Annotated in this window: 21 protein-coding genes and 2 tRNA genes; 10 read left to right on the forward strand and 13 right to left on the reverse strand. The window is 33.9% G+C overall.

Features of this window, described 5'->3' with window-relative positions; translation table 11 throughout:
• Nucleotides 1–137: 137 nt before the first annotated feature.
• Together QLQ95_RS11550 and QLQ95_RS11555 are read right to left on the reverse strand one after the other, a co-directional pair.
• Nucleotides 138–818, reverse strand: a complete 681-nt coding sequence (locus QLQ95_RS11550) for a hypothetical protein (protein WP_482503890.1) — start codon at nt 816–818, stop codon at nt 138–140.
• A gap of 17 nt (nt 819–835) precedes the next feature.
• Nucleotides 836–1,498 (reverse strand): queuosine precursor transporter, encoded by a 663-nt coding sequence (locus QLQ95_RS11555; RefSeq protein ID WP_095927957.1) that lies wholly within the window; start codon nt 1,496–1,498, stop codon nt 836–838.
• A gap of 169 nt (nt 1,499–1,667) precedes the next feature.
• On the opposite strand from QLQ95_RS11555, the gene QLQ95_RS11560 reads away from it, so the two are divergent.
• Nucleotides 1,668–3,731 (forward strand): M3 family metallopeptidase, encoded by a 2,064-nt coding sequence (locus QLQ95_RS11560; protein ID WP_482503891.1) that lies wholly within the window; start codon nt 1,668–1,670, stop codon nt 3,729–3,731.
• 61 nt (nt 3,732–3,792) lie between these two features.
• Here QLQ95_RS11560 and tsf read toward each other — a convergent pair whose 3' ends face one another.
• From tsf to QLQ95_RS11590, 6 genes are all read right to left on the reverse strand, one after another.
• Complete coding sequence (gene tsf, locus QLQ95_RS11565; protein WP_095927955.1) at nt 3,793–4,755, reverse strand: translation elongation factor Ts; 963 nt, start codon at nt 4,753–4,755, stop codon at nt 3,793–3,795.
• Nucleotides 4,756–4,895: 140 nt separating this feature from the next.
• The gene (rpsB, locus tag QLQ95_RS11570) at nt 4,896–5,660 is read right to left on the reverse strand and encodes a 30S ribosomal protein S2 (protein WP_095927954.1); all 765 of its coding nucleotides are present in this window, start codon (nt 5,658–5,660) and stop codon (nt 4,896–4,898) included.
• Between the two features lie 176 nt (nt 5,661–5,836).
• Entirely contained in the window at nt 5,837–6,223 is a 387-nt protein-coding gene (gene rpsI / locus QLQ95_RS11575; protein WP_035645327.1) for a 30S ribosomal protein S9, read from the reverse strand.
• Nucleotides 6,223–6,678 carry a 50S ribosomal protein L13 gene (rplM, locus tag QLQ95_RS11580; protein WP_095927953.1) on the reverse strand — a complete coding sequence of 152 codons (456 nt, stop codon included), beginning with the start codon at nt 6,676–6,678 and terminating at the stop codon, nt 6,223–6,225. The genes rpsI and rplM overlap by 1 nt, the downstream gene beginning before the upstream one ends.
• A 194-nt stretch (nt 6,679–6,872) precedes the next feature.
• On the reverse strand, nt 6,873–7,685 hold the full coding sequence (locus QLQ95_RS11585) for a ferritin-like domain-containing protein (RefSeq protein WP_320493331.1): 813 nt from the start codon (nt 7,683–7,685) through the stop codon (nt 6,873–6,875).
• Nucleotides 7,686–7,711: 26 nt separating this feature from the next.
• Nucleotides 7,712–8,458, reverse strand: a complete 747-nt coding sequence (locus tag QLQ95_RS11590) for a ferritin-like domain-containing protein (RefSeq protein ID WP_095927951.1) — start codon at nt 8,456–8,458, stop codon at nt 7,712–7,714.
• Between the two features lie 208 nt (nt 8,459–8,666).
• On the opposite strand from QLQ95_RS11590, the gene QLQ95_RS11595 reads away from it, so the two are divergent.
• Entirely contained in the window at nt 8,667–9,692 is a 1,026-nt protein-coding gene (locus QLQ95_RS11595) for a LacI family DNA-binding transcriptional regulator (RefSeq protein WP_095927950.1), read from the forward strand.
• A 108-nt stretch (nt 9,693–9,800) separates the two neighbouring features.
• Here QLQ95_RS11595 and polA read toward each other — a convergent pair whose 3' ends face one another.
• The gene (gene polA / locus QLQ95_RS11600) at nt 9,801–12,641 is read right to left on the reverse strand and encodes a DNA polymerase I (RefSeq protein ID WP_482503894.1); all 2,841 of its coding nucleotides are present in this window, start codon (nt 12,639–12,641) and stop codon (nt 9,801–9,803) included.
• A gap of 327 nt (nt 12,642–12,968) precedes the next feature.
• Here polA and QLQ95_RS11605 point away from each other — a divergent pair, with 327 nt between their 5' ends.
• From QLQ95_RS11605 to QLQ95_RS11630, 6 genes are all read left to right on the forward strand, one after another.
• A complete protein-coding gene (locus QLQ95_RS11605) occupies nt 12,969–13,196 on the forward strand; it encodes a hypothetical protein (RefSeq protein ID WP_248729347.1) in 228 nt (75 codons plus the stop codon).
• Nucleotides 13,197–13,381: 185 nt separating this feature from the next.
• The gene (locus tag QLQ95_RS11610; protein WP_320493329.1) at nt 13,382–14,056 is read left to right on the forward strand and encodes a response regulator transcription factor; all 675 of its coding nucleotides are present in this window, start codon (nt 13,382–13,384) and stop codon (nt 14,054–14,056) included.
• Between the two features lie 10 nt (nt 14,057–14,066).
• Nucleotides 14,067–15,395 (forward strand): sensor histidine kinase, encoded by a 1,329-nt coding sequence (locus QLQ95_RS11615; RefSeq protein ID WP_320493328.1) that lies wholly within the window; start codon nt 14,067–14,069, stop codon nt 15,393–15,395.
• A gap of 105 nt (nt 15,396–15,500) precedes the next feature.
• A complete protein-coding gene (locus QLQ95_RS11620; RefSeq protein WP_248729350.1) occupies nt 15,501–15,701 on the forward strand; it encodes a hypothetical protein in 201 nt (66 codons plus the stop codon).
• A gap of 160 nt (nt 15,702–15,861) precedes the next feature.
• A complete protein-coding gene (locus QLQ95_RS11625) occupies nt 15,862–17,097 on the forward strand; it encodes a metallophosphoesterase (protein ID WP_320493327.1) in 1,236 nt (411 codons plus the stop codon).
• Between the two features lie 73 nt (nt 17,098–17,170).
• Nucleotides 17,171–17,473, forward strand: a complete 303-nt coding sequence (locus QLQ95_RS11630) for a thioredoxin family protein (RefSeq protein ID WP_008466807.1) — start codon at nt 17,171–17,173, stop codon at nt 17,471–17,473.
• A 24-nt stretch (nt 17,474–17,497) separates the two neighbouring features.
• Here QLQ95_RS11630 and QLQ95_RS11635 read toward each other — a convergent pair whose 3' ends face one another.
• Both QLQ95_RS11635 and QLQ95_RS11640 read right to left on the reverse strand, forming a co-directional pair.
• Entirely contained in the window at nt 17,498–18,139 is a 642-nt protein-coding gene (locus QLQ95_RS11635) for a polysaccharide deacetylase family protein (protein WP_320493326.1), read from the reverse strand.
• 97 nt (nt 18,140–18,236) lie between these two features.
• Complete coding sequence (locus QLQ95_RS11640; RefSeq protein ID WP_320493325.1) at nt 18,237–21,518, reverse strand: glycosyltransferase family 117 protein; 3,282 nt, start codon at nt 21,516–21,518, stop codon at nt 18,237–18,239.
• Between the two features lie 245 nt (nt 21,519–21,763).
• Here QLQ95_RS11640 and QLQ95_RS11645 point away from each other — a divergent pair.
• Both QLQ95_RS11645 and QLQ95_RS11650 read left to right on the forward strand, forming a co-directional pair.
• Nucleotides 21,764–21,834 (forward strand) — tRNA-Gln (locus QLQ95_RS11645).
• 109 nt (nt 21,835–21,943) lie between these two features.
• A tRNA-Gln gene (locus QLQ95_RS11650) sits at nt 21,944–22,014 on the forward strand.
• A gap of 99 nt (nt 22,015–22,113) precedes the next feature.
• Here QLQ95_RS11650 and QLQ95_RS11655 read toward each other — a convergent pair.
• Both QLQ95_RS11655 and QLQ95_RS11660 read right to left on the reverse strand, forming a co-directional pair.
• A complete protein-coding gene (locus QLQ95_RS11655) occupies nt 22,114–22,920 on the reverse strand; it encodes an AraC family transcriptional regulator (protein ID WP_095927940.1) in 807 nt (268 codons plus the stop codon).
• Between the two features lie 62 nt (nt 22,921–22,982).
• Nucleotides 22,983–24,404 (reverse strand): aldehyde dehydrogenase family protein, encoded by a 1,422-nt coding sequence (locus QLQ95_RS11660; protein ID WP_482503897.1) that lies wholly within the window; start codon nt 24,402–24,404, stop codon nt 22,983–22,985.
• Between the last annotated feature and the right edge of the window lie 85 nt (nt 24,405–24,489).

Below are 24,489 nucleotides of genomic sequence, written 5' to 3' on the forward strand. Positions count from 1 at the left end.
AACAAAAGTAAAATCTTTTTTAAGAAAAACTAGCTTTTAAAATCAGTTTTTTCGTATTTATTTAACATTTTTTTATAATTTGTTGGTTTTTAGGTAAATATGATTTTTTTTTGCTTTTTAATAGTTTTTTTCTTTTTCTATCTTCCTATTTGCCAGCTATATCCTTTTACACTCGGGATATAAGCAGAACGTCCAACAATGACTAAATTAGTGTAGATTTTTCGATTGTATTTTATACCAATTGCATTTCCAGAAGTGTACATTTTATTGGCCTTAAAGACTACTTTCATTTTGCCGTCTTCAAGTTCTGCGTCAGATACTCTTTCAACAAGCCAAGTAGATTGCCATTTTACGGCCAATTCATTTTCTGCCGTTTTGGTTACGCTTTTTACTAGTTTGACAGCTTCTTCGGGAATTTCAAAGTGTTCCGTTAACTGTTTTTGAGTCATCGTCTGGCCCATTTTGCATTTTGCTAATATTTTACGGACATTAACAAAATTCAATAATTCCTCATTGACTTCTTTTTTTACAGAGATTGGAGGACTTACAACAGTATTTTCCGCTTGAGAGTTTAATTTGTTTACTTCTATCGGATTTTTAAGTGAAAAAGGATTTTTTTGAGCAGTAGTTTTCTTTGATTCAAACTCTTTTGGAGCGGTGATGTTTTTTGAAGAAACTTTATGGGGTATCTTCATAGTTGCTGGTGTCAACTTATTGACAGACTGAATGACTTTTTTAGGCTGTTTTTTTTCGTCATTGCCACAGCTGAAAAAGAAATAGGTAACAGAGAATAAAATAAGTAAATAATTATTTTTCATGACCTAAATATGTTTTTTTATCCCTTGTGTGCAGGATCTTGGTCTAAATATTTTTTAATCAGATGATGCCCTAAATAAATTGCGGGAGTTAATAAAATAGCAATTGCTAATTTAAAAGTATATCCTATTAACCCTGAAGATATAAAAGTGTCAAAATCAATTTTTCCCGGAAGCCAAAAAGCAATTCCTAGAACAATAAATGAATCAAACAATTGCGAAATAACAGTAGAACCAGTTGCTCTTAGCCATATTTTCTTTTCGCCAGTTCTGTTTTTGAAAAACCAAAATATCCAGACGTCAATCAGCTGAGAGGCCATAAAGGCAATTAAACTTCCGACGATAATCCACATACTTTGCCCAAAAACAGCTTCAAACTGCTGATCGTTAACAGGGCTGATTCCTTTTGCGGCGGGAATAACAATTGCCATAAAAAGTATCAGAAAAGCATAAGCAATCAGACATGCTGTAATGAAAGAAAGCTTTTTTACTCCTTTTTCGCCAAAATATTCATTAATCAAATCGGTTGTAAGAAATACAATTGGCCAAGGCAAAATTCCTATACTCATCACAAAAGGACCAATTTGAATTAGCTTTCCCCCAATTAGCTCAGCCACAACGGCGTTGGTTATAAATATTCCTGCTAAAATTACAAAAACAATTTCTTTTCTGGTTTTAAACATGTCATTTTTAAATTGATATTTCAAAAATAAACTATTTCTTTTAAATCTTTGAAACGGATTAATTTTTATAATCCGTTTCGATATGAAGTTTGCTTTTGATTGGTTATTTTTGAGATTCTGTTGCTTTTTTAAATTGAAATTTTGCACAGACTTAATTAATGTATTTGTTATGAAAACACCAATAGAATTAGATAATTCATTATTAAAAAGTTGGTCCGGTCCATATGGAGGAGTTCCAGATTTTACAGCTTATAAAGTTCCAGATTTTCAGCCCGCAATAGAATTTTCTATCAAGGAAAAATTAGAAGAAATTGAGGCAATCGCCAATAATCCAGAAAAGCCGACATTTGAAAATACAATCGAAGCTTTAGAACTTTCTGGCGAAAAATTAGATCGAATTCATGCGGTTTACGGTATTTACAGATCCAATTTGAGTACTCCAGAATTTAATGTAGTTGATACCGAAATGTCTCCAAAATTGGCAGAGATTAATGATAAACTGTATCAAAATGATAAACTGTTTGCTAGAATTGAAACCTTATACAAATCAGATGGAAAGGAGAATTTGACTAAAGAACAGGAACGTTTGCTTTGGCTTTATTATACCGATTTTGTTAGGGAAGGAGCAGAGCTAAATGAAGCGGATAAAGATAAAGTGGCTAAGATCAATCAGGAATTAGCAGGACTTTTTACCGCTTTTAGTCAAAAGTTGTTAGCAGAAGAAAACAATCAATATATAGAGCTAAATACAGAAGCTGATTTTGACGGTTTGCCTGAAGAATTTAAGAATGCAGCAATTGCCGAAGCGAAAGAAAGAAATCTAAATGTTTTAGGGTGTATTGGAAACACGAGATCTTCGATTGAGCCTTTTCTTACTTTCTCAAACAGAAGAAATTTAAGAGAAAAAGCTTTTGATATTTTCGTAAAAAGAGGTGATAATAAGAATGAAAATGATACAAATGAAATATTGGTATTTATTTTAAGATTAAGGGCTGAAAAGGCGAAGATTTTAGGTTTTAAAAACTTTGCTGAATGGAGCTTGTCTAATAAAATGGCCAAAGACCCACAGAAAACGCTCGATTTAATGAACTCGGTGTGGAAACCTGCCGTAGAAAAGGTGAAAAATGATGTTTTGGCCATGCAGGAAATGGTAAATAATGAGGGTGGAGATTTTAAAATACAGCCTTGGGATTACCGTTTTTATGCGGAAAAAGTGAGAAAAGCACAATATGATTTGGATCAAAATGAAATAAAAAAATATCTGCAGTTAGAGAATTTGCGAGAAGGAATGTTCTGGACGGCCGGTGAATTGTTTGATTTAGGATTTAAACAATTATTTGATGTTCCCGTTTATCATTCCGATGTTCGTGTTTGGGAGGTGAATAATAAAAAAACAGGAGAACCAATTGGTTTGTGGTATTTTGATCCCTATGCACGTGTTGGTAAACGTTCAGGCGCGTGGATGAATTCGCATAGAGATCAGCAGAAGATAAAAGGAAATGTACTTCCAATTGTTTCAAATAATTGCAATTTTATTAAAGGAAATAGCGATGAAGCTGTTTTGATTTCGTGGGATGATGCCACAACTTTGTTTCATGAATTTGGTCATGCGCTTCATGGATTGTGTTCCAATGTTACTTATCCAAGTCTTTCTGGGACTTCAGTTGCCAGAGATTATGTAGAGTTTCCTTCGCAATTGCTAGAGCATTGGTTAGCGACTCCAGAAGTGTTGAATAAATTTGCGCTTCATTATAAAACGAACGAACCTTTATCACAATCATTGGTAGAAAGAATAGGAAAAGCGGCTAATTTTAATGAAGGTTTTGCAACTGTCGAAACGATTTCAAGTTCTTTTGTTGATATGAAATTGCATTTAACAACTGAAACAGTCGATCCGCATGCATTTGAGAAGAAAGTTTTAAGTGAAATTAATATGCCTTCAGAAATCGTGATGCGACATAGAATTCCTCAATTTGCTCATATTTTTTCAAGCGATGGATATGCGGCAGGTTATTACAGTTATTTATGGGCAGATGTAATTAATGCAGATGCGTACGAAGCTTTTTTAGAAGGTTATGGACCTTTTGATAAGAATGTTTCTGAACGTCTTTATAAGACAGTTTTAAGCGTGGGTAATACTATTGATAATGAAGAGATGTATGAAAATTTTAGAGGGCATGCGCCGAAATCTGATGCATTGATGCGAGCAAGAAATTTTCCAATTGAAAGCTAAAAATAAAAAAAAGCCCGAATAACTAAATATTCGGGCTTTTTAATATTGAAAAAATAATATATTAACCTAAAGAAACTCTTTTGAAACCTGTAATTTCAACATTGAATCCTTTTACGTAATCACCAACTTTTTTACTATCATCTTTGATGAAGTTTTGATCTAATAAAGCTTTTTCTTGATCTAAAGTAGTATTGTCAGAAATGAAACGTTGAACTTTTCCTGGAAGAATTTTATCCCAGATTTGCTCTGGTTTTCCTTCAGCTTTTAATTCAGCTTTAGCATCTTCTTCTGCTTGTTTGATAACTTCAGGAGTTAATTGAGAGAAAGAGATGTATTTAGGAACATTTTTTAAAGTTTTTCCTAAACGTGCAGCTTCTTCATTTTCTTTTTCGATTACAGCAATACGAGCAGCAAGTTCAGAAGCAACGAAAGCAGGATCAAAATCTTTGTAAGATAATGTATCAGCTCCCATAGAAGCAACTTGCATAGAAACGTCTTTTGTTAAAGCCTCAGCATTAGCGATTGGAGCAGAAATAGCTGTTAAAGCGGCAATTTTGTTAACGTGAACATAAGATCCAACGAAAGCACCTTCTAAAATTTCGAAACCACCGATTTCGATTTTCTCACCGATAACACCAGTTTGCTCGATTAATTTCTCAGCAACAGTGATTCCGTTGAAATCAGAAGCTAAAAATTCTTCTTTAGAAGAGAAGTTGATCGCTTTTTCAACTAAATCTTTAGCTAAAGTTACGAAAGCTTCATTTTTACCTACGAAGTCAGTTTCACAGTTTAAAGTAATGATAGCTCCTTTAGTGTTGTCTGCATTGATAAAAGAAACAGCAGCTCCTTCAGAAGAATCACGGTCAGAACGGTTAGCAGCAACTTTTTGTCCTTTTTCTCTAAGGATTTGGATCGCTTTATCGAAATCTCCTTCAGCTTCAACTAAAGCTTTTTTGCAGTCCATCATTCCGGCACCTGTAGATTGTCTTAATTTATTTACGTCTGCAGCAGTAATTGTTGACATAATATTTTGAATTTTTAATGTTAAAAGTAAAAAATTCCAGCTTTTAAATCCCAAACTCCAATTTTAATAAATTATCAACATAACGTTTTTAATTTTGTATTTGGACTTTGGAATTTAAAATTTGGAATTTAAAATTTGATTTATTCTTCAGTTGCAGGAGCAGCTTCAGCCTCAACAGCAGGAGCTTCTTCAGCAGCTTCAACTTCTTTTTCAGCACCTCTGTCAGAAAGACCTTCGATTACTGCAGTAGTTACTAAAGATAAAATTTTGTCAATTGATTTAGAAGCGTCATCATTTGCAGGAATCACGTAATCAACCTCTCTTGGGTCAGAATTCGTATCAACCATTGCGAAAACTGGAATGTTTAATTTTTGAGCTTCTTTTATTGCGATGTGTTCAGCTTTGATATCTACTACGAACAATGCTGCAGGTAATCTAGACATATCAGCAATTGAACCTAAGTTTTTCTCTAATTTAGCACGTAGACGATCAACTTGTAAACGCTCTTTTTTAGATAAAGTGTTGAAAGTACCATCTTTCTTCATTTTATCGATAGAAGACATTTTTTTAACTGCCTTTCTGATAGTTACGAAGTTAGTCAACATTCCACCTGGCCATCTTTCAGTGATGTAAGGCATGTTTGCAGCTTTTGCTTTATCAGCAACGATGTCTTTTGCTTGTTTTTTGGTAGCTACGAATAAGATTTTTCTACCTGATGCAGCGATTTTTTTCAAAGCTTCGTTAGCCTCTTCAATTTTAGCTGCAGTTTTATATAGATTGATAATGTGAATACCATTACGCTCCATATAAATGTAAGGAGCCATGTTTGGATCCCATTTTCTAGTCATGTGTCCGAAGTGAACACCTGCTTCTAGTAATTCTTTTACTTCTATTTTGTTTGCCATTTTTGTACTAGTTTACGTTCTGTTGATTAGCAATGTATAAATGGCGATTTCTCTGGCTTTATACATTTAGATGCTAAACTATATCCTACCTCGGTAGGAGAGCAACAATAACTGTGTTTTTTAATTTCAATAAATAATTGATAATGTCTTGTCCCATTTGAACAAGACAGGTAATATTAACGTTTAGAGAACTGGAATCTCTTACGAGCTTTCTTCTGACCGAATTTCTTACGTTCAACCATTCTTGGGTCTCTTGTTAATAAACCTTCTGGTTTAAGGATTCCTCTGTTTTCAGCGTTAACTTCACACATTACGCGTGCTAATGCCATTCTTACAGCTTCTGCCTGACCAGTTGTACCACCTCCGTAAACGTTTACTTTTACATCAAAGTTACCAGCGTTTTCTGTCATAGAAAGCGGTTGTAAAACTTTGTATTGTAAAGTTGCAGTTGGAAAGTAAGTTGCGAATTCTTTTTTGTTTACAGTGATGTTTCCAGTTCCTTCAGAAACGTATACACGTGCAACAGCGGTTTTTCTTCTACCGATTTTGTGAATAACTCCCATTACTTAAGATCATTTAGGTTAACAGTTCTAGGTTTTTGAGCTCCGTGAGTGTGCTCAGATCCTACAACAACATTTAGATTTCTAAAAAGTTCAGCTCCTAATTTGTTTTTAGGTAACATACCTTTTACAGCTTTTTCTACTAATAATGCAGGGTTTTTAGCTTGCAATACTTTAGCAGTTAAAGTTCTTTGTCCTCCTGGGTAACCTGTATGACGCATGTAAATTTTGTCATTCAATTTTGTACCTGTAAGGTTAATTTTTTCTGAGTTGATAACAATTACGTTATCTCCACAGTCAACGTGCGGTGTGTAACTTGGCTTGTACTTACCTCTTAAAATCATTGCAACTTTAGAAGCAAGACGTCCTAAGTTATGACCTTCAGCGTCAACAACAATCCACTCTTTAGTTACAGTGGCTTTGCTTGCTGAAACTGTTTTGTAGCTTAATGCGTCCATAATATTATTTTAATTAAACATTCCATCCCCAATAAAGGGGATGCAAAAGTACAATTAATTATTTTAAAACCAAATACCTGAAAGAATATTTTATCTGCTGAAAATCAGGGCTTCAGTTTTTTAAATAATTTGCGAATAAAAAAACCGTCTCTACAATAAAGTAAAGACGGTTAAATATTTATGAAAAAAAGTGATTATACAATAAATATATTGGCAATATCAACAACTTGCTGTGTCGTAAGTGGCTCATCGTAAGCTTCTGAGCCCGCTGCGGCACCAAAAGCGGCTGCGGTATTAAATCCTGCTTGAACGGTTACGCCTTCGCCATCGTAAACGGCTTGAGTTGCTGCCGGCATGCCAGCGCCTCTTTCGGCATTAGAGATCCATCCTTTTAAACCTCTTAATCTTCTCACTTCAGATGCATGGCGCGCTTCAACAGAATGTATCTGCAATGCGGCGGTCAATAAATCGGGTGTGGTTATCAAGTTTGCAGCTTGTCCTTTATAGGCTCTAACACCTGTATCTTCAAATGCTTGTGCCAAAGCTAAAAAGGTTGGGTAATCTCCAAACGGATTAAATGCTCCTCCAACTGTAAAGTCAAAAGTAGGTTTAGGAACGAAGTTGGCACTTGCGGTGCCGCCTAAGCCTGCAATTAAAAATTTAACATGATCAGATTCGTGTGCAGCAATTTGTTGGAATACTTTTAAGTCTCTTCCTGCGTTTTCTGAAGCTGGAATTACTCCAGAATCTAAAGCCATTGCATAAAATTCGTTTTCAAGATATTCTAACGTTAGCGCGAATTGCAGAGCTCCAATAGGTGTTGCCGGAGTTGCTGTAATGTCTTTTGCGAAAGCCTTATTGGTAAGAGCCGACAATCCGAATGGAATTGATGCTAAAGCTAAATTTTTTCCGATATTTCCAAACTGTGTAAAACTGTCTCTTCGAGAACCAGTACTGTTCATCAAATTATCGTCAGTAAAGGATTCTATAAATTTTAAAATGTTCATAATTTCTAAGTTTTTGACGTTTAAGATTAAGGTAGGTATTTAGCTGTGAATTTTGTGGTAATAAAACCAGCAGCAATTGGCAGTATTTTAGATGGATCTTTTGCATCATCTAATCCTGTTGACATATTTACAATATCATCTCCGGCAAAATCTTTCGAATTCGGATTAATTAAACTTCTTATTGCTGCAGCATGTCTGGCTTCAACAGAAACAATTTTTCCTGCCAATAATAAGTAGTCTGCTGTTTTAATTAGTTTTCCAGCTCCGTTATAAGCAGCAACGCCAGTATCTTCTAATGCTTTTGCAGTTGCGAGAACTTCGGTACGGCTATTGAAATTTAATGAACCATAATTAAAGGCTAAAGAAGGTAGTAATTGCGAACTTGGATCAGGAAGTGCTCCATTCAAAGCCGCTTTGAAGAAATCTCTGTGAACCACTTCATGGTGGTATAAATCGGTTAGAACTTCACGTTCAAGACTGCTAAATACAGTATTAAAACTACTTGCATTAACAACTTTAGTATAAAAGTCGGCTTCTAGTTGTTCGAGAGCGTATGCGTAAGTCAAAACTCCAAAATCTCCAGAGCCTAAATCAAAAACACCATTTCTTATTCCAGGCAATGAGGTGTCTGGCATATCATTATCATTGTCATTGTCGCTGCAGCCAGCTAGAACCAAACCTGTGGTGACTAATGTTAATCCGCTGAGCTTAAGAAAGCTCCTTCTGCTATTCAGTGAAGGGTCAACTTCATGAATTTTAACTTCGTTTTTCATAATCAAGTTTTTTATTAGGTTAACAACATTGGTTTTTAGTTAACGGGTATTTAGTTATTAACGAAATTTTAGTAAGAGCGGTTTTAAAATCTCGGTTTAATTAATTATTATTTCGAAATGACTTATATTTTTAAATACTAATGGCTTGTTTTTGTTTTATTTTAGGTAATTCTACTATATTTGTATTAATTACATAAAATTCAATTGGATGAAAGCTAAAGCAACTCTAAAACAAATTGCGAAGGAACTGGGAGTTTCGGTTTCGACTGTGTCTAAAGCATTGAATGACAGTCCAGAAATTAGTGAACAAACCAAGGTGAAGATTAAAGAGTATGCCAAACTCAAAAATTATAAGCCGAATGTTATTGGTTTGAATCTTAAGAATCGTAAGACAAAAACGATTGGCGTGATTATTCCTAATATTTTAAATTCTTTCTTTGCGAAAGTTTTTAGCGGTATTGAGAAAGTTGCCGATAAAAAAGGATATAATGTAATTACCTGTATCTCGAACGAATCTTTGGAGAAAGAAATTCATACGCTTGAAATGTTGAGCAACGGAACAATTGATGGATTTATTCTTTCGGTTTCTGAAGAAGCTCAAAAACTTCAAGATTACAATCATTTTTCGGAAATAATTAATGATGGAACACCAATCGTGATGTTTGACCGTATTGCCGATGAAGTAGATTGCGATAAAGTTGTGGTAGATGATTTTGATTCTGCATTAAACTCAACACAGCATTTAATTAATTTAGGATGCAAAAATATTGCTCTAATTTCTTCTGTAGATAATTTAAGTGTTGGAAAATTGAGAGCAGATGGATATTTGAAAGCTTTGGCAGATAATAATATTCCGGTTAACGAAAAAATTATTCTTCGTACCGATTCTGAAGATGATATGAAAGCAAAAATTGATTCGATTTTTGATCATAAAATTGACGGAATTTTTGCCTTAGACGAAAATGATTCTGTTGCGGCTTTAAGAGTAAGTTTGAAAAAAGGGTATAGAGTTCCCGAAGATATTTCAATCATTGGTTTTGCTGACGGAATTTTGGCTTCAAGACGTTTGTCACCAAGTCTGACTACTGTAAGTCAGCATGGAGTTGAAATTGGAGAAGTTGCTGCAAAAAGATTAATCGAAAGATTGGAAGAGCCAGAAGGAACAATTTCTGAATACGAAACAATCGTCATTAAAACAAAATTGAAAGAAAGAGAATCGACTAGAAAAAAATAAAACTAAAAAACCATCAGCTGAAACTGATGGTTTTTTTTATGAATTGTAAAATCAGATTGTTTTAAAGTTATCAAAAATCTAAAATCAACAATCTGAAATCTATAATTATTAATGCGCTTCTAACCAATCTTTACCCATTCCTAATTCAACTTCCAATGGAACCGACATTTTAAATGCATTTTCCATTTCATGTTTAATCATTGGCTGGATTTTTTCGAGTTCATCGTTATGAACATCGAACACAAGCTCATCATGTACCTGAAGCAACATTTTAGATTTCCAGTTTTCGTCACGAAGTTTTTTATGAATGTTGATCATTGCAATTTTAATCACATCAGCAGCGCTTCCTTGAATTGGGGCATTTACAGCATTTCGTTCAGCGGCACTTCTTACAACGGCATTGGCAGAATTGATATCTTTTAAATATCTGCGACGGCCTAAAATGGTTTGTACGTAACCTTTTTCTCGTGCAAATTCAATTTGTTCTGAAATATAAGATTTAAGACGAGGATATGTTTTATAATAAGCGTCAATCAAGGCAGCGCTTTCGCTTCTTGATAACGAAGTCTGATTACTCAATCCAAAAGCAGAAACACCGTATATGATTCCAAAGTTTACTGTTTTTGCATTACTTCTTTGTTCGCGGGAAACTTCTTCCAGCGCCACATCAAAAACTTTTGCTGCAGTTGCTCTGTGAATGTCTTCTCCGTTTTGGAAAGCTGCAATCATATTTTCTTCACCACTCAAAGCAGCAATAATCCTTAATTCGATTTGCGAATAATCGGCAGAGATTAAAGTATAATTTTCGTCGCGTGCCACGAAAGCTTTACGAATCTGACGGCCTCTTTCAGTACGAATCGGAATATTTTGCAAGTTCGGATTATTAGAGCTCAAACGTCCCGTTGCAGCAACAGTTTGCATATAATCGGTATGAACGCGTAACGTTTTTTTATCAACTTGTTCTGGTAAAGCCAAGATATAAGTGCTTTGCAGTTTTACCATCTGACGCCAATCTAAAATCTGTTTTACAATTGGGTTGTCATTGGCCAAATAAGTCAAAACTTCTTCGCCAGTTGCGTACTGACCCGTTTTGGTTTTCTTTTGCTTTGCGCCACCAATTTTTAGTTTGTCAAATAAAATATCTCCTAATTGTTTCGGAGAAGCCAGGTTGAATTTCTCGCCAGCAGTTTCATATATTTTTTCTTCTAACGATTTTATTTCGACTTCCATTTCAGAAGACATTGCTTTTAAGAAATCTACATCCAAACGAATTCCTTCCGTTTCCATGTCGGCCAATACGCTTACTAATGGAATTTCGATTTCGTCAAATAACTTTTTAGTTTCGGTTTTGTCTAATTCGGTTGTGAAGATTTCTTTTAATTGTAAAGTAACATCGGCATCTTCAGCAGCATATTCTTTAATGTCTTCCAAAGGAACATCGCGCATATTAAGCTGATTTTTTCCTTTTTTACCGATTAAAGTTTCAATAGATTTTGGTGAATATTTCAAGTATGTTTCTGCCAAAATATCCATATTATGACGCATATCCGGATTAATCAGATAATGCGCAATCATCGTATCAAAAAGTTTTCCTTTTACGGTTACACCATAATTAGAAAGGATTTTTAGATCGTATTTTAAATTCTGTCCGATTTTCTCAATGTTTTCATTTTCAAAAAACGGAACAAATTTATCTACTAAAGCTTTTGCTTCTTCCTGATTTTCTGGAAACGGAACATAAAATGCTTTTCCTTTTTCATAAGAGAAAGACATTCCCACAAGTTCTGCGTGTAAAGCATCGATTCCTGTAGTTTCAGTATCAAAACAAACTGAAGTCTGTTTTTGTAAATTTTGTAAAAGCATTTTAATACCTAAATCGCCTTGAATGGTTTGGTAAAAATGTTCTGTGTTTTCTAAAGTATTATAAAACGAAGTTCTTTCGATTTCAGCGTTTTCTCCATTCGTATTTCCGCCTCCAAAAAGATCAAATTGGTCTTCGTTTTTAGGCTGTGCTTTTTTGTATAATTTGGCATCAGGAGCTGGAGCAGTACTTTGAGTGCCATCAGTTTTAAATAAATTGTCAAACTGTTCTGCCATTCTTCTAAATTCTAATTCTTGAAAAATAGCATCTGTTTTTTCGATATCAGGACGAGAAAGTTCGTAATCTTCTTCATTAAAAGTAACATCACAATCGGTAATAATTGCGGCTAATTTTTTAGAAAGAATCCCTTTTTCTTTGTTCGCTTCAATGTTCTCCTTCATTTTACCTTTTAGTAAATGGGTATTTTCTAAAAGGTTTTCCATGGTTCCAAATTCTTTCAGGAATTTTTTAGCTGTAACTTCGCCAACTCCAGGCAATCCAGGAATATTATCCACGGCGTCGCCCATCATTCCAAGAAAATCAATTACTTGTTCCGGTCTTTCGATCTCAAATTTTGCCAAAACCTCAGGAACGCCCCAGATTTCGATTCCGTTACCCATTCGAGCAGGTTTATACATAAAAATGTTTTCAGAAACTAGTTGGGCAAAATCCTTATCTGGAGTTACCATGTAGACTTTGTAGTTTTGTTTTTCTGCTTGTTTAGCGATTGTTCCAATTAAGTCATCGGCCTCACAGCCCTCAATTTCAATAATAGGAATATGCATTGCTCGTAATAATTCCTGAATATACGGAATGGCAATTTTAATAGCCTCAGGCGTTGCATCACGATTGGCTTTATATTCTACAAACATTTCACTTCTTACGTGGCTACCGCCTTTATCAAAAGCAACGGCTAAATGATCTGGTTTTTCTCTTTTAATAACATCCAAAAGTGAGTTCATAAAACCCATAATTGCAGATGTATCCATTCCTTTTGAGTTGATTCTCGGGTTTTTTATAAAAGCATAATAACCACGAAAAATTAGTGCATAAGCATCTAGAAGAAAAAGGCGTTTTTGAGTTGACATATTAAAAATATTAGTCTGTAAAAATAAACAATTGAGATTGCAAAAATTAATCAAAAAAGAAAATTTTTACCATATAAGTTATATAAGTTCATTTTAGCTGAGATGCGCCTGTAGAGACGCACCGCAGTGCGTCTCCTATTTTATCGTTAATGTTATTGTAGTGAATGTTTAAAATGAACTTATATAACTTACATGGTAAAAAAAACGCAAAGCGTTAATATCAAGTTAAAATTTTTTATTCAGGGATTTCTTCATTTTCTCTTCATGTTGCGAAGGTAATTTTGAGGTATAAAATAAAAGGTTATTAATTCTTAAATCTTAGAAATCATGAGAAATTTATTAATGTTACTAGTAGCAGTTTTAGGAACAAGTGCAATGGTTCACGCATTTCCTGCAAAAGATGGAAAAGAAGCTCCAGCTAAAGAAGTAAAAGCAACCAAACACCCTAAACACAAATCTGATAAAAAAGCAAAATCAGCAAAAACTGAAGCAACAAAAACAGAAACTGCGAAACCAGAAGCTGTAAAACCAGAAACAGCAAAGGCTAAAAAATAAAAATTGCTCTCGTTTTGTTTTCGAAGCTTTGTAACGAAGGCAAAACAGGAATAATGATTATGAGAATGCGATTGAAGAAGCTGATGAAGAAATTTATCAGCTTTTTTCATTCGTTAATTTTTTAATAATACGCTACTCAATTTTTTATAATTGATTAATTTTAATTGCGCTTAAATGTTGTGCTTATGAATGTTTTAATTGTTGAAGATAATAAGGAACTTGCCGTAGAGGTCTACGATTTTTTATGCAACGCAGGATATATTTGTAAAATTGCAAACAATTGTGCTGAAGCGCTTGAAGAATTTGGAAGCAATGATTACGATATTATGCTTTTAGATCTTGGTTTGCCCGATGGTGATGGTTTTGAGGTTTTGCAGGCAATTAGAAAAACAAAATCGAAAATAGCGGTAATTGTTCTTACTGCCCGTGGAGAGTTGGATGATAGAATAAATGGACTGCATTTGGGGGCCGATGATTATTTAACCAAACCTTTTGCTTTGACAGAATTGGCCGCAAGAATGTTTGCCGTAGTTCGCAGAATTCATGGTTTTACTTTAAACAATTTAAGCATTCATGGTTTTCTATTGCAACTTCAGGATTATAAGGTGAGCTTTAGTGATCAGCCAATCAGTCTTACCAAAAAAGAATTTGATATTTTTCAGTATTTGGTTCTCAATAAAAACCGTGTTATTACCAGATTGCAATTAACAGAGCATATTTGGGGAGATATTCTAGAAGTTAATTCTGATTCTAATTTTATAGATGTGCATGTTCGTAATCTTCGAAAAAAACTGGATAAGCATACTGCTATAGATTGGTTTGAAACGGTCCGAAATGTTGGTTATCGTATAAACGAATAAATCGATTCTTGTGAAAATTAAACATCAATTAGCTATTTTTAACGCCTTGACCAGACTGCTGGTCATTTTGGTTTTATGGCTAATGCTTCCAATTTTGGTAGAAAATGTGGTGTATCATCACATTAATAATACACTGCTAGAGAAAAAGAAAAAATTTATTGAACATCTGAATAAGGAAGAAATAAATGATTTTATAGAAAATCCAGACGATTCAACCGATGCTTTTTCTGAGTTTTCGACACTTCACAGCGAATTTTTGGTTTTATCCAGAGTTTCCATAAAACCACATCAGAAAAAAACAACTTTTAGTAACGAATATCGAAAAATAGAAGGGGAAGAAAGCGAGTATCGAATCCTGCAGCATCATTTTACGTATGAAGGCGAAGATTATCAGCTTGAAATAGGAAGTAGTTTGAGCGAGGTTAATGATCTGACTTTTGCGATTAAACTTTTCATTATCATTGTTTTTGTGGTAATTCTTCTGATTACTTTTTTGGCCGATACTTTTTATATCGAATATCTTTTAAAACCATTTTACAAAATTATCGATACCAAAATCAGGCGTGTAAACGAGCCAGAAACATTTGATCATACTCCAATAAAAGCAACTTCAAGAGATTTTAGAGAATTGGATTTTGTTTTAAATCAAATGATGGATAGAATTACTGAAGTTTTTAAAAAGGAAAAACAGTTTATTTCGAATGTTTCGCACGAACTTCTTACTCCAATTGCACTTCTTAAAAACAAACTTGAAAACTTGTTGCAGAATGAATCTTTGGATGATCATGCGATTGATAAGATTGCAGGTTCTTTGAAGACATTAGATATGCTGAAAAAAATCATTAATAATTTACTGTTGATTTCTAGAATAGATAATAATCAATATGAAGCAAATGAAGAAATCAATCTTAGAGAAATTGTTATTGATTTGCAGGAAGATCTTCAGGATCGAATTGAGGATAAAGATATTCAGTTTATGAACGAAATGGAAAATGATTTTGTTTTTATAGGAAATAAAACCCTAGTTCATATTCTTATTTATAATCTCGTAACCAATGCTATAAAATACAATAAGCCCAAAGGAAAAATAATTATAGAAGACGGTTTTGTAGAGGAACATTATTTTATTTCGGTAAAAGATTCAGGAATAGGAATGGACGAATCGCAACTTGAGAAAATATTTAGCCGTTTTGCGAGAATTAATTCAGATCAAGAAGGGCAGGGGCTAGGCCTTGCAATTGCACAAAGTATTGCTTCTTTTCATCATATTCAAATCAAAGTTAAATCGGCTTTAAATCAAGGTACAATTTTTACGTTGTTATTTGAAAAAGCCAATTAAAAGTTAAAATTTTCTGTAAGACTTTTTCTTCATTTTGTCTTCATTTTGCGATTATATCTTTGACTTGTAAAAATGAAAATAAACAATCATAAAAAATTTAAAGTCATGAAAAAATTAGCAATTTTAGCAGTAGCAGTTTTAGGAACATTCTCAATGGTAAACGCACAAACAACTCCAGCGCCAGCGCAAACGAAAGAAGTGAAAGCCGCTAAACACGATAAAAAAGCAGAAAAGAAAGCAGACAAAAAAGCTAAAGGTGAGAAAAAAGCAGAAGCTGCAAAAACAGAAGCTCCAAAAGCAAAATAAAACGAGACTTTAGGTCTTAGAGTAAATAGTTTTAAAGGTTGGTAGGTTAAAGCTGAAAGAGCCATCTTTCAGCTTTTTTATTTTAACAGCGTTAAATTTTTTATAATAAAAAGAAATAGAATTTTCATTCTTTGTTACTTTGTTTAAAACTATAAATTAAATGATCTTTCGTTTTATAATTCTATGCGCTCTTTTATTATTTATTGAGTTCTATTCTTATCAGGCTTTTCGAACTTTAATCAAAGCACGTTGGGTTTTGATTGGCTATCAAGTTATAAGCTTGCTGGTTTTAATTTTTATTATCTATTCTTTTTCGCAGGTAGACCGATCAGTTGGTCAGACTAGGCAATTTATGTTTACTACAGGTTTGATGCTTGTCGTATATGTGCCAAAAATTGTACTTACATTAATAATGTTTGGCGAGGATATTATTAGAGTAGGGGCCAGTATACTGAATTATTTTGTTTACAATACTCCTCGAAAGGAGATGATGCCCGACAGAAGAAAATTTGTAAGCCAGATTGCTTTAGGTTTGGCGGCAATTCCGTTTCTTTCTATTATTTACGGAATTTTTGAAGGGAAATATAATTTCAAAGTAATCAAACAAACCATATTTTTTCCAGATCTTCCAGATGCTTTTGACGGTTTTAAAATCACGCAGATTTCTGATGTTCACAGCGGAAGTTTTGATAATCCAGAAAAAATTAATTATGCTATTGATTTGATCAATGCACAAGAATCAGATTTGATTTTGTTTACAGGAGATATTGTAAATACACATGCCAAAGAAATGCATCCTTGGCTGGAAACTTTTAAGCGTATTAAAGATTATAAATACGGGAAGTTTGCTGTTTTAGGAAATCATGATTATGGCGAATATGTAACATGGCCATCTGAGAAAGAAAAAGACGAAAATTTCAAGGCGATTAAAGACCTTTATGGTCAGATTGGTTTTAAATTAATGTTGAATGAGCATACTTATATTCAAAAAGGTGACGATAAAATCGCTTTGATTGGAGTAGAGAATTGGGGAGTGAATTTTAAAAAAGCAGGCGATTTAAACAAAGCTTCAGAAAATGTGCATCAAGACGATTTTAAAGTTTTAATGAGCCATGATCCGAGCCATTGGGATGCTGAAATTAAAGACCATCCAAAGAATTTTCATCTGACTTTTGCTGGCCATACTCACGGTATGCAGTTTGGAATTGAAATTCCAGGTTATTTTAAATGGAGTTTGGCACAATACATTTATAAACAGTGGGCAGGTTTGTACGAAAACGTCGGAAAATACGTTTATGTTAACCGCGGATTTGGTTTTCACGCTTATCCAGGACGAGTTGGAATTATGCCTGAAATAACAGTAATTGAACTAAAAAAAGGCCGTAATGTCGCTTAATTCGTTAAAAATGCTACATTTGTATAATATTTATTTCTTTTAAGAGATTTAAAAAACTTAAATTTTTGGTTTTATGTCAAAATTTGGAGAACTAATAAATGCCCAAGTTCCAGTGTTAATTGATTTTTACACAGATTGGAATGAATCTTCGGTTTCTATGCATCCTGTTATTAAGGACGTAGCGGCTGCACTTGGCGATAAAGCCAAAGTAATCAAAATTGATGTAGATAAAAATCAGGAACTCGCAGAAGCACTTCGTATTAAAGGACTTCCCACTTTAATGATTTACAAAGAAGGACAAATGATCTGGAGACAATCTGGAGAGCTTGATGCTAATACTATTATCGGAATTGTTCAGGAACAATTTAATGTCTAAATAACTTCTTTTAATTGATGTTATTTAGTGAATAATATCAAACTTATATCCGTTTTCTTTTAAAAAATGCAGTGTTCTAGGCAGGGCAAATCTTAAATTTGGAGAAGCCTTAATACTGTCATGAAAAACAATTACGCTACCTGATTTTACATTTTTCGTTACGTTTTCAAGACATTTTTCTGGCGTAATACTTTGATCAAAATCAGCACTTAAAACATCCCACATTACAATCTTATAGCCTAAGCTTCTAAGAATTTTAGACTGTGCTTTTTTAATTTTTCCATAAGGAGGACGAAATAATAAACGGTGAGGGGTTTTCTCTTGCTCGTCTAAAATAGCGGCGCAGTTTTGTACATTCTCAATATATTCATTCGTGTGGCTTTTCCATCCATTAACATGATTCATGGTATGGTTTCCAATTGAATGTCCGTCGGTGATTAACTTGTCAAACAAAGCCAGATTGGCTTTAATGTTTTTTCCGATACAGAAGAAAGTGGCTTTAGCATCAAATTTTTTTAATTCAGATAAAACCCAGTCTGTAATTTCTGGAGTAGGGCCATCATCAAAAGTGAGGTATATTTTCTTTTCGTTGTTAGGAATATCCCAGCAATATTTAGAAAATACCTTTTTGATAAATGCGTTAGTTTTTACCCAATAGAAGCTCATTTTGAATTAAAATTACAATAGTATAAAATTAAAAAATGCAGCGCTATTTATCAAACAGCGCTGCATTTTTTTAATAAGTAAGATTTACGTATATTAATTACTCTTTTTCACGTCCAAAACGCTCGAAAACATTTACATAAGTGTTAAACGTAGTTTTGTGCTGGTTGTAAAAAGCATTGTCTTTATTGTCGTCCATTACGTGTAGCAAGCTTCTGTAACGTTCAATATCAGTAATAATGTCTACTGCTAAAGAAGTTTGGTCAGAAGGAGGCAATGTGCTGTAATAGTTTAGATTCTCTTTATATTTCTGAACTAATTTATTTAAAAGGTCTTGCGCCTTAGCTTTTTCACCAACTTTATAATAACCATCTCCAAAAGCTTCAACTAATGAATAATAACCATATTTGTCTAAAGGCATTTTGGTCATTGCTAAATTGATTATGTTTTTGGCTTTATCAATTTTGCCTTCAGCAATAAGCTCGTTCATTAATCTCGAAAGATTCGTACGGTATGTAATACTGTTTCTTCTAGTTTCAGGATCGTGATAGATTTTTTCACTTTCGCTATTGCCCCAATCCCATTTCATTACAATATCATACATTTTATCTGCATCGATTTGTCCCATATCTAATGGTCCTCCATCTTTAGAAGGAGTGTTTTTTACTGGAACCAATTTGTAAACCATTCCGTCCAATTGCAGATAATCTTTTAGCCATAAATAATCTTCATCATCAAAAGCACCACCACTAAAATAGATTGGTCTTTTCCAGTTGTTATTTGCTAAGATATCAAGCATCATTAAACGGTTTTTGTATAATGCGCTTCCTTTGATATCAATGTCTAAATAAGGAACAATAGAATCATAATATTTAGGATTAACTACTTTATTTTGAATAATAGTGTTTTTGTCAACATTCACTCTAATCTTGTTTGTTGGGTAGAAATGGATCGTTTGTCCGTTTTGTAAACCAACAGTCGATTTAGGGTTTTTGATGAAATCGATAAAATCTTTAATATTCCAGCGTGTATCAATTTTCTGAATGTAAGCTGTGTAATCCAAGTTATCTCCTACATATTGGCTGTGTACAAAAGAAATAGGCAACGGATTTGATTCGTAAGACTTCGCTTTCATTTGATCAATATACCAATCTGTCATAAATAAACTTGTATTTACAATCTTCACATCGGTTCTAAAATGCTCAATTTCCTGCGCGTACCAAAGAGGGAAGGTGTCGTTGTCTCCAATGGTAAATAAAATAGCATCTTTATCGCAAGAACTTAAATAAGCTTTTGCCATAGCAACTGCTGTATATCTTCCAGATCTATCGTGATCATCCCAGTTTTGAGAAGCCATTAAAACAGGAGCTGCCAATAAACTTCCAGCAATAATTACTGGTCCAGCAATTTTTGGAGCCAAGTATTTCTGCAGACTTTCATAAAGCGAATAAACACCAAATCCGATCCAGATGGCAAAGACATAGAAGGAACCTACCAGAGCATAATCTCTTTCACGAGGTTCAAAAGGTCTTTCATTTAAATATATTTTTAGTGCAATTCCTGTAAATAAAAACAAAGCCAGAAGAACATAGAAACTCTTCAAATCTTTATTGGCATGGTACATAATACCAATTAATCCTAAAATAAACGGAAGGAAATAATAAACATTACGCCCTTTGTTATTTAATACATCAGAAGGTAAATTGTCTTGAGAACCTAAATGAACAGAATCTAAAGCTTTGATCCCGCTAATCCAGTTTCCGTCAAGATTATCGTATTTACCTTGAACATCGTTTTGGCGTCCAACAAAATTCCACATTAAATATCTCCAGTACATATATCCAAATTGGTATTCAAACATAAAACTGAAGTTGTCTGCTGTAGAAGGTTTTTCGATAAGTAAATACTCGCCGTAGCTTCTTAAGAATTTTACGTAACCTTCGTTGTCAATTTGTTTTTGAGCGTAAGCTTTTCTGAATTCAGAAACTGTTTTTTCAACCTCATTACGCAATTGAGCCGTAGCTTTATTGTATTCATCTTCGCTTAATTGGCTAGCATCGATTCCGTATTTTGCCAAATCTTCATCATAATTGTAATTAGGATTGATTCGGAACTTCGGAGGATTTGTAAAGTTGATGTAGTTTTGAATGTGACCCGTTTCTGTACTCCACATTCTTGGCAGAATTGCTTTCTGGTTATCGTCAGAATTTTGTTCTGCATTCTTATAATTATTGGTAATAATATATTTACCTGTTTTATAATCTCTTTCGTAGTTTGGTTTTTTGTCTAAATAAGGTGTTTTAGCATCAAGACCAGCAAAAAGTTCCGTGTATTGAGGTCCGTAAAACAAAGGATTTACACCATATTGCTCACGATTGTAATAAGCTAAAACCTCAGTAGCATCTGATGGTTTGTTTTCGTTAATAACGGTATTCGCATTTGCACGAACAGGAAGCATTAACCAAGTTGAGAAACCAATCAGGATAAATAAAACACATAATATAATAGTGTTGTAGAATATTAAACCTTTTTGTCTCGTGTATTTTAATCCAAAATAGAAAAACGCAATAAATACTAATGCAACAAAGATAGTCCCTGAATTGAATGGAAGTCCCATACTATTCACCATGAAGATTTCGGTTTTTCCGAAAAATGCCATCGTCAATGGAAGAAGTAATTTAAAAATAAATAACAAGATTCCGATAACAACTACATTGGCAATAAGGAAGTTTTTTATGGTAACTTTTTCGTAATGTTTGAAATAATATAAGAATCCAATAGAAGGAATAGTTAAAAGAGCCATGAAGTGAACTCCAAACGAAAGACCAATAACTAAAGAAATAATTAAAAGCCATTTGTTTCCTTTTGGTTTGTCCATGTCTTGCTCCCAACGTAAACCAAGCCAGAAAAGCAATGCGATTAATAAAGATGCCATTGCATAAACTTCGGCTTCTACTGCGTTAAACCAAAAACTATCAGAAAACGTATAAGCCAAAGCCCCAACAAAAGAGCTTCCTAAAATAACAATCGAATTGTTTTGGTCAATTTCTGCAAAACGAGCCACAATCTTTTTTAAGATCATAGAAGAAGACCAGAACATAAATAATATGGTAAATGCGCTAGAGAAAACAGACATCATGTTAACCATTAGAGCCACATGTTGAGCATCTATTGCAAACATTGCAAAAAATGCACCCATCATCTGGAAAAGTGGAGCTCCCGGTGGGTGACCTACTTCAAGTTTAGCTGCGGTAGCAATATATTCTCCGCAATCCCAAAAGCTCATTGTAGGTTCTACTGTTAATGTATAAGTTATTAAAGCGATTGCAAATGCAAACCAACCAATAATTGTATTCCATTTATTGAAATTGAATTGTGCCATATTTAGGTGTTAAAAATTTGAGTGTTTTTCTATCCTACAAAGAAAATGTTTTTTTATGTAAAGAAACGAGCATTAACAAAAAATTCTATAAAACTATCGGGAAAGAGCAATATGTTGTTTATGAGGAACTTCTATTGTTGTTAGGGATTTCAAACGGAGAAAAATCAAAAAAAATGATTTTTTTTGGCCAAAAAGTTTGCACAAACTAAATAAAGACTTAAATTTGCACTCGCTAATAGCACTGCTGGTCTATGGTGTAATGGTAACACTACGGTTTTTGGTGCCGTCTTTCTAGGTTCGAGTCCTAGTAGACCAACAGAAAAGTCTCTCAGAAATGAGAGACTTTTTTTTATTTAAAAAAGTTTTGCTTAAAATTTGCATAAATTAAATAAAGTTTTAATTTTGCACCCGCTTAACCGCACTGCTGGTCTATGGTGTAATGGTAACACTACGGTTTTTGGTGCCGTCTTTCTAGGTTCGAGTCCTAGTAGACCAACAGAAAAGCCTCTCAGAAATGAGAGGCTTTTTTTATGCCGTAAATTTAAAATGAGTGGTTGTTCTTTTTAAGTGTTGATTTTGAATCGCCTTGGTCTTTTTATTTGTGATTTAAAGAAGAGGGAACGATTCCGAATTTCTTTTTAAATGAAAATGAAAAATGTGAAAGATCCTCAAAACCAACACCAATATATACTTCTGATGGCGGATTTCCTTGGCTGATTAAATAATAAGCTTCCTGAAGTCTTTTGTTTAAAAGCCATTTTCCGGGCGTTTGTTCAAATACTTTCTGAAAATCTCTTTTAAATGTTGCTAGACTTCTCCCTGTAAGATAGGCGAATCGATGCATTTGAACATTAAAGTGGAAGTTTTTGTTCATAAAAGCTTCTAGATCAATTTTTCCAGGTTCATTAAAATCAAATAAAATGTCTTTTAATTCAGGATTTACTTTTAATAAAAGATGAATAGCTTCTTTGATTTTTAAATTGAATAAAGCTTCGTTGTTTTCTTCGTCGACTTCTAAATAGGATATCAGTGATTCCATAAAAGATTTGTAGAGTGGGTTGGGAGCTAATGAGAACATAGCATCTGTGTCAGCTTTCTTATCTGCTTTTATGTTGTGCTCTTTGCTAATCTCCCTTAAGATTTCTTGATCGAGAAAAAGAGAAATGGTTTTGAATTCTCCTCCTTCGGGCGGAATCTTCGTAAACTTGGCCAAATGATTTCTTCTGCTAAAACGGAAGTCTCCTGGTTTTGAGTGAAAAGTATTTTGATTGTCTGTAACGATCATTTCGCCAGAAATCTGATAGCTAAAAACATGTTCGGGTATAAAATGTTCTCCTTCTCGGCTTCGTGAGTAGTAGCAAGAGTAGAGTATTTTTGGCTTTGTATGTGTTTCTGTGCTCATATTGTAAAAATACTAAAAGATCTGGAAATCTTTAAACAGAAAGATTTCCAGATTAATGAGGATTATTTTGGCTGAATTAATGCTCTTGGTTCTAAGTATGCTTCTAGGCCAAGTGTTCCAAATTCGCGTCCGATTCCTGATTGTTTAAATCCTCCAAAAGGAGCCATCGGGTCATGGCCGATTCCGTTAACTTGTACGCGGCCAGCATTAATTTGTGATGCGACGGTATAGGCTCTTTTTGAATCTGATGAACTCACGTAAGCCTGTAATCCATAAGTGGTGTCATTCGCAATTTCGATTGCTTCTTCTTCGGTTTTATAAGTAATAATAGATAGAACAGGTCCAAATATTTCTTCTCGTGCAATACGCATTTGATTGTTTACGTTGGTAAAGATTGTAGGTTTAACAAAATTTCCGTTTTCTAATCCTTCTGGTTTTCCTAATCCTCCTATCAGTATTTCTGCGCCTTCATTAATTCCGGTTTGGATATAATCTTGAACGCGATTGTATTGTTTTTTGCTAACCATTGGTCCTACGGCTGTATTTGGGTTTTTTGGGTCGCCGACAATGAAGTTTGAAGCTATTTCTTTAATGAGAAGTTTTGTTTCTTCTAGTTTATGTTCTGGAATCAGTAACCTAGTACCTGCAATACAAGCTTGTCCGCTATTCATAAACGCTGCTCCAAGTGCAAGCGGAATGGCTTTTGAGAAATCGGCATCGTCTAGAATGATGTTGGGAGATTTTCCGCCAAGTTCGAGGGTGACTCTTTTCATCGTATTAACAGCCTCTTTTGCGATTATTTTTCCAACGTTGGTTGATCCTGTAAAAGATATTTTGGCAATATCTGGATTTCTGCTTATTTCTGCTCCAACAATTTCTCCCAAACCATTTACAATATTAAATACGCCTTTCGGGAGATTTGCTTCATGAAGACATTCGGTAATTAATTGTGTTTGTTGAGCACTCATTTCGCTTGGTTTAATTACGGTTGTGCATCCTGCTGCGATTGCGGTAGATAATTTGCTGCTGATAAAGCCGTTGCTTGAATTCCATGGGATAATAATTCCTACAACGCCAATTGGTGCCATTTGAACTTCAGATTCGCCCATTGTTTTGGTGAAGTTGTAGGTGTTAAGCAGATTGATTGTGGAGTCAAAACCTTTTATCATGTAATCGTAACTTACGCTTGCAAATTGAAATGTTCCGCCATATTCTTCTATCATTATATTGATAAAGTCGTCTTTTCTTTTTTCAATAGAAGATTTAATGTTTTTGAGGTACTGAATTCTTTCTAAGATTGTTGTTTTTGAAAAAATTTTGAATGCATTTTTCGCAGCTTCGATTGCTTTTTTGGTGTCTTCGGTATTTCCTAAAAGAACTTTTCCTAGTTTCTCATTTGTTGTTGGGCTAACAAGGTCAAAATATTCTGTTCCTTGCGGAGTAACAAATTCTCCGTTAATGTAAATTTTGTCTATTGTTTTCATGATATGTACTTTTTGATTTATTTGACAAAGTTCCGCATAAAGCTTGTTGGTAACTTTGTTGTAAGGCTCAAATAAACTTTGTTGA

This window comes from Flavobacterium sp. B330r (assembly GCF_056824325.1).

Coding starts and splice junctions, on each gene's coding strand:
- rpsB (WP_095927954.1), bottom strand. CDS start 5,660: ATGGCAAACAAAATAGAAGTAAAAGAATTACTAGAAGCAGGTGTTCAC.
- QLQ95_RS11590 (WP_095927951.1), bottom strand. CDS start 8,458: ATGAAAAACGAAGTTAAAATTCATGAAGTTGACCCTTCACTGAATAGC.
- QLQ95_RS11610 (WP_320493329.1), top strand. CDS start 13,382: ATGAATGTTTTAATTGTTGAAGATAATAAGGAACTTGCCGTAGAGGTC.
- polA (WP_482503894.1), bottom strand. CDS start 12,641: ATGTCAACTCAAAAACGCCTTTTTCTTCTAGATGCTTATGCACTAATT.
- tsf (WP_095927955.1), bottom strand. CDS start 4,755: ATGTCAACAATTACTGCTGCAGACGTAAATAAATTAAGACAATCTACA.
- QLQ95_RS11595 (WP_095927950.1), top strand. CDS start 8,667: ATGAAAGCTAAAGCAACTCTAAAACAAATTGCGAAGGAACTGGGAGTT.
- QLQ95_RS11550 (WP_482503890.1), bottom strand. CDS start 818: ATGAAAAATAATTATTTACTTATTTTATTCTCTGTTACCTATTTCTTT.
- QLQ95_RS11655 (WP_095927940.1), bottom strand. CDS start 22,920: ATGAGCACAGAAACACATACAAAGCCAAAAATACTCTACTCTTGCTAC.
- rplM (WP_095927953.1), bottom strand. CDS start 6,678: ATGGACGCATTAAGCTACAAAACAGTTTCAGCAAGCAAAGCCACTGTA.
- QLQ95_RS11640 (WP_320493325.1), bottom strand. CDS start 21,518: ATGGCACAATTCAATTTCAATAAATGGAATACAATTATTGGTTGGTTT.
- QLQ95_RS11560 (WP_482503891.1), top strand. CDS start 1,668: ATGAAAACACCAATAGAATTAGATAATTCATTATTAAAAAGTTGGTCC.
- QLQ95_RS11620 (WP_248729350.1), top strand. CDS start 15,501: ATGAAAAAATTAGCAATTTTAGCAGTAGCAGTTTTAGGAACATTCTCA.
- QLQ95_RS11605 (WP_248729347.1), top strand. CDS start 12,969: ATGAGAAATTTATTAATGTTACTAGTAGCAGTTTTAGGAACAAGTGCA.
- rpsI (WP_035645327.1), bottom strand. CDS start 6,223: ATGGGAGTTATTCACAAAATCGGTAGAAGAAAAACCGCTGTTGCACGT.
- QLQ95_RS11635 (WP_320493326.1), bottom strand. CDS start 18,139: ATGAGCTTCTATTGGGTAAAAACTAACGCATTTATCAAAAAGGTATTT.
- QLQ95_RS11630 (WP_008466807.1), top strand. CDS start 17,171: ATGTCAAAATTTGGAGAACTAATAAATGCCCAAGTTCCAGTGTTAATT.
- QLQ95_RS11660 (WP_482503897.1), bottom strand. CDS start 24,404: ATGAAAACAATAGACAAAATTTACATTAACGGAGAATTTGTTACTCCG.
- QLQ95_RS11555 (WP_095927957.1), bottom strand. CDS start 1,498: ATGTTTAAAACCAGAAAAGAAATTGTTTTTGTAATTTTAGCAGGAATA.
- QLQ95_RS11625 (WP_320493327.1), top strand. CDS start 15,862: ATGATCTTTCGTTTTATAATTCTATGCGCTCTTTTATTATTTATTGAG.
- QLQ95_RS11585 (WP_320493331.1), bottom strand. CDS start 7,685: ATGAACATTTTAAAATTTATAGAATCCTTTACTGACGATAATTTGATG.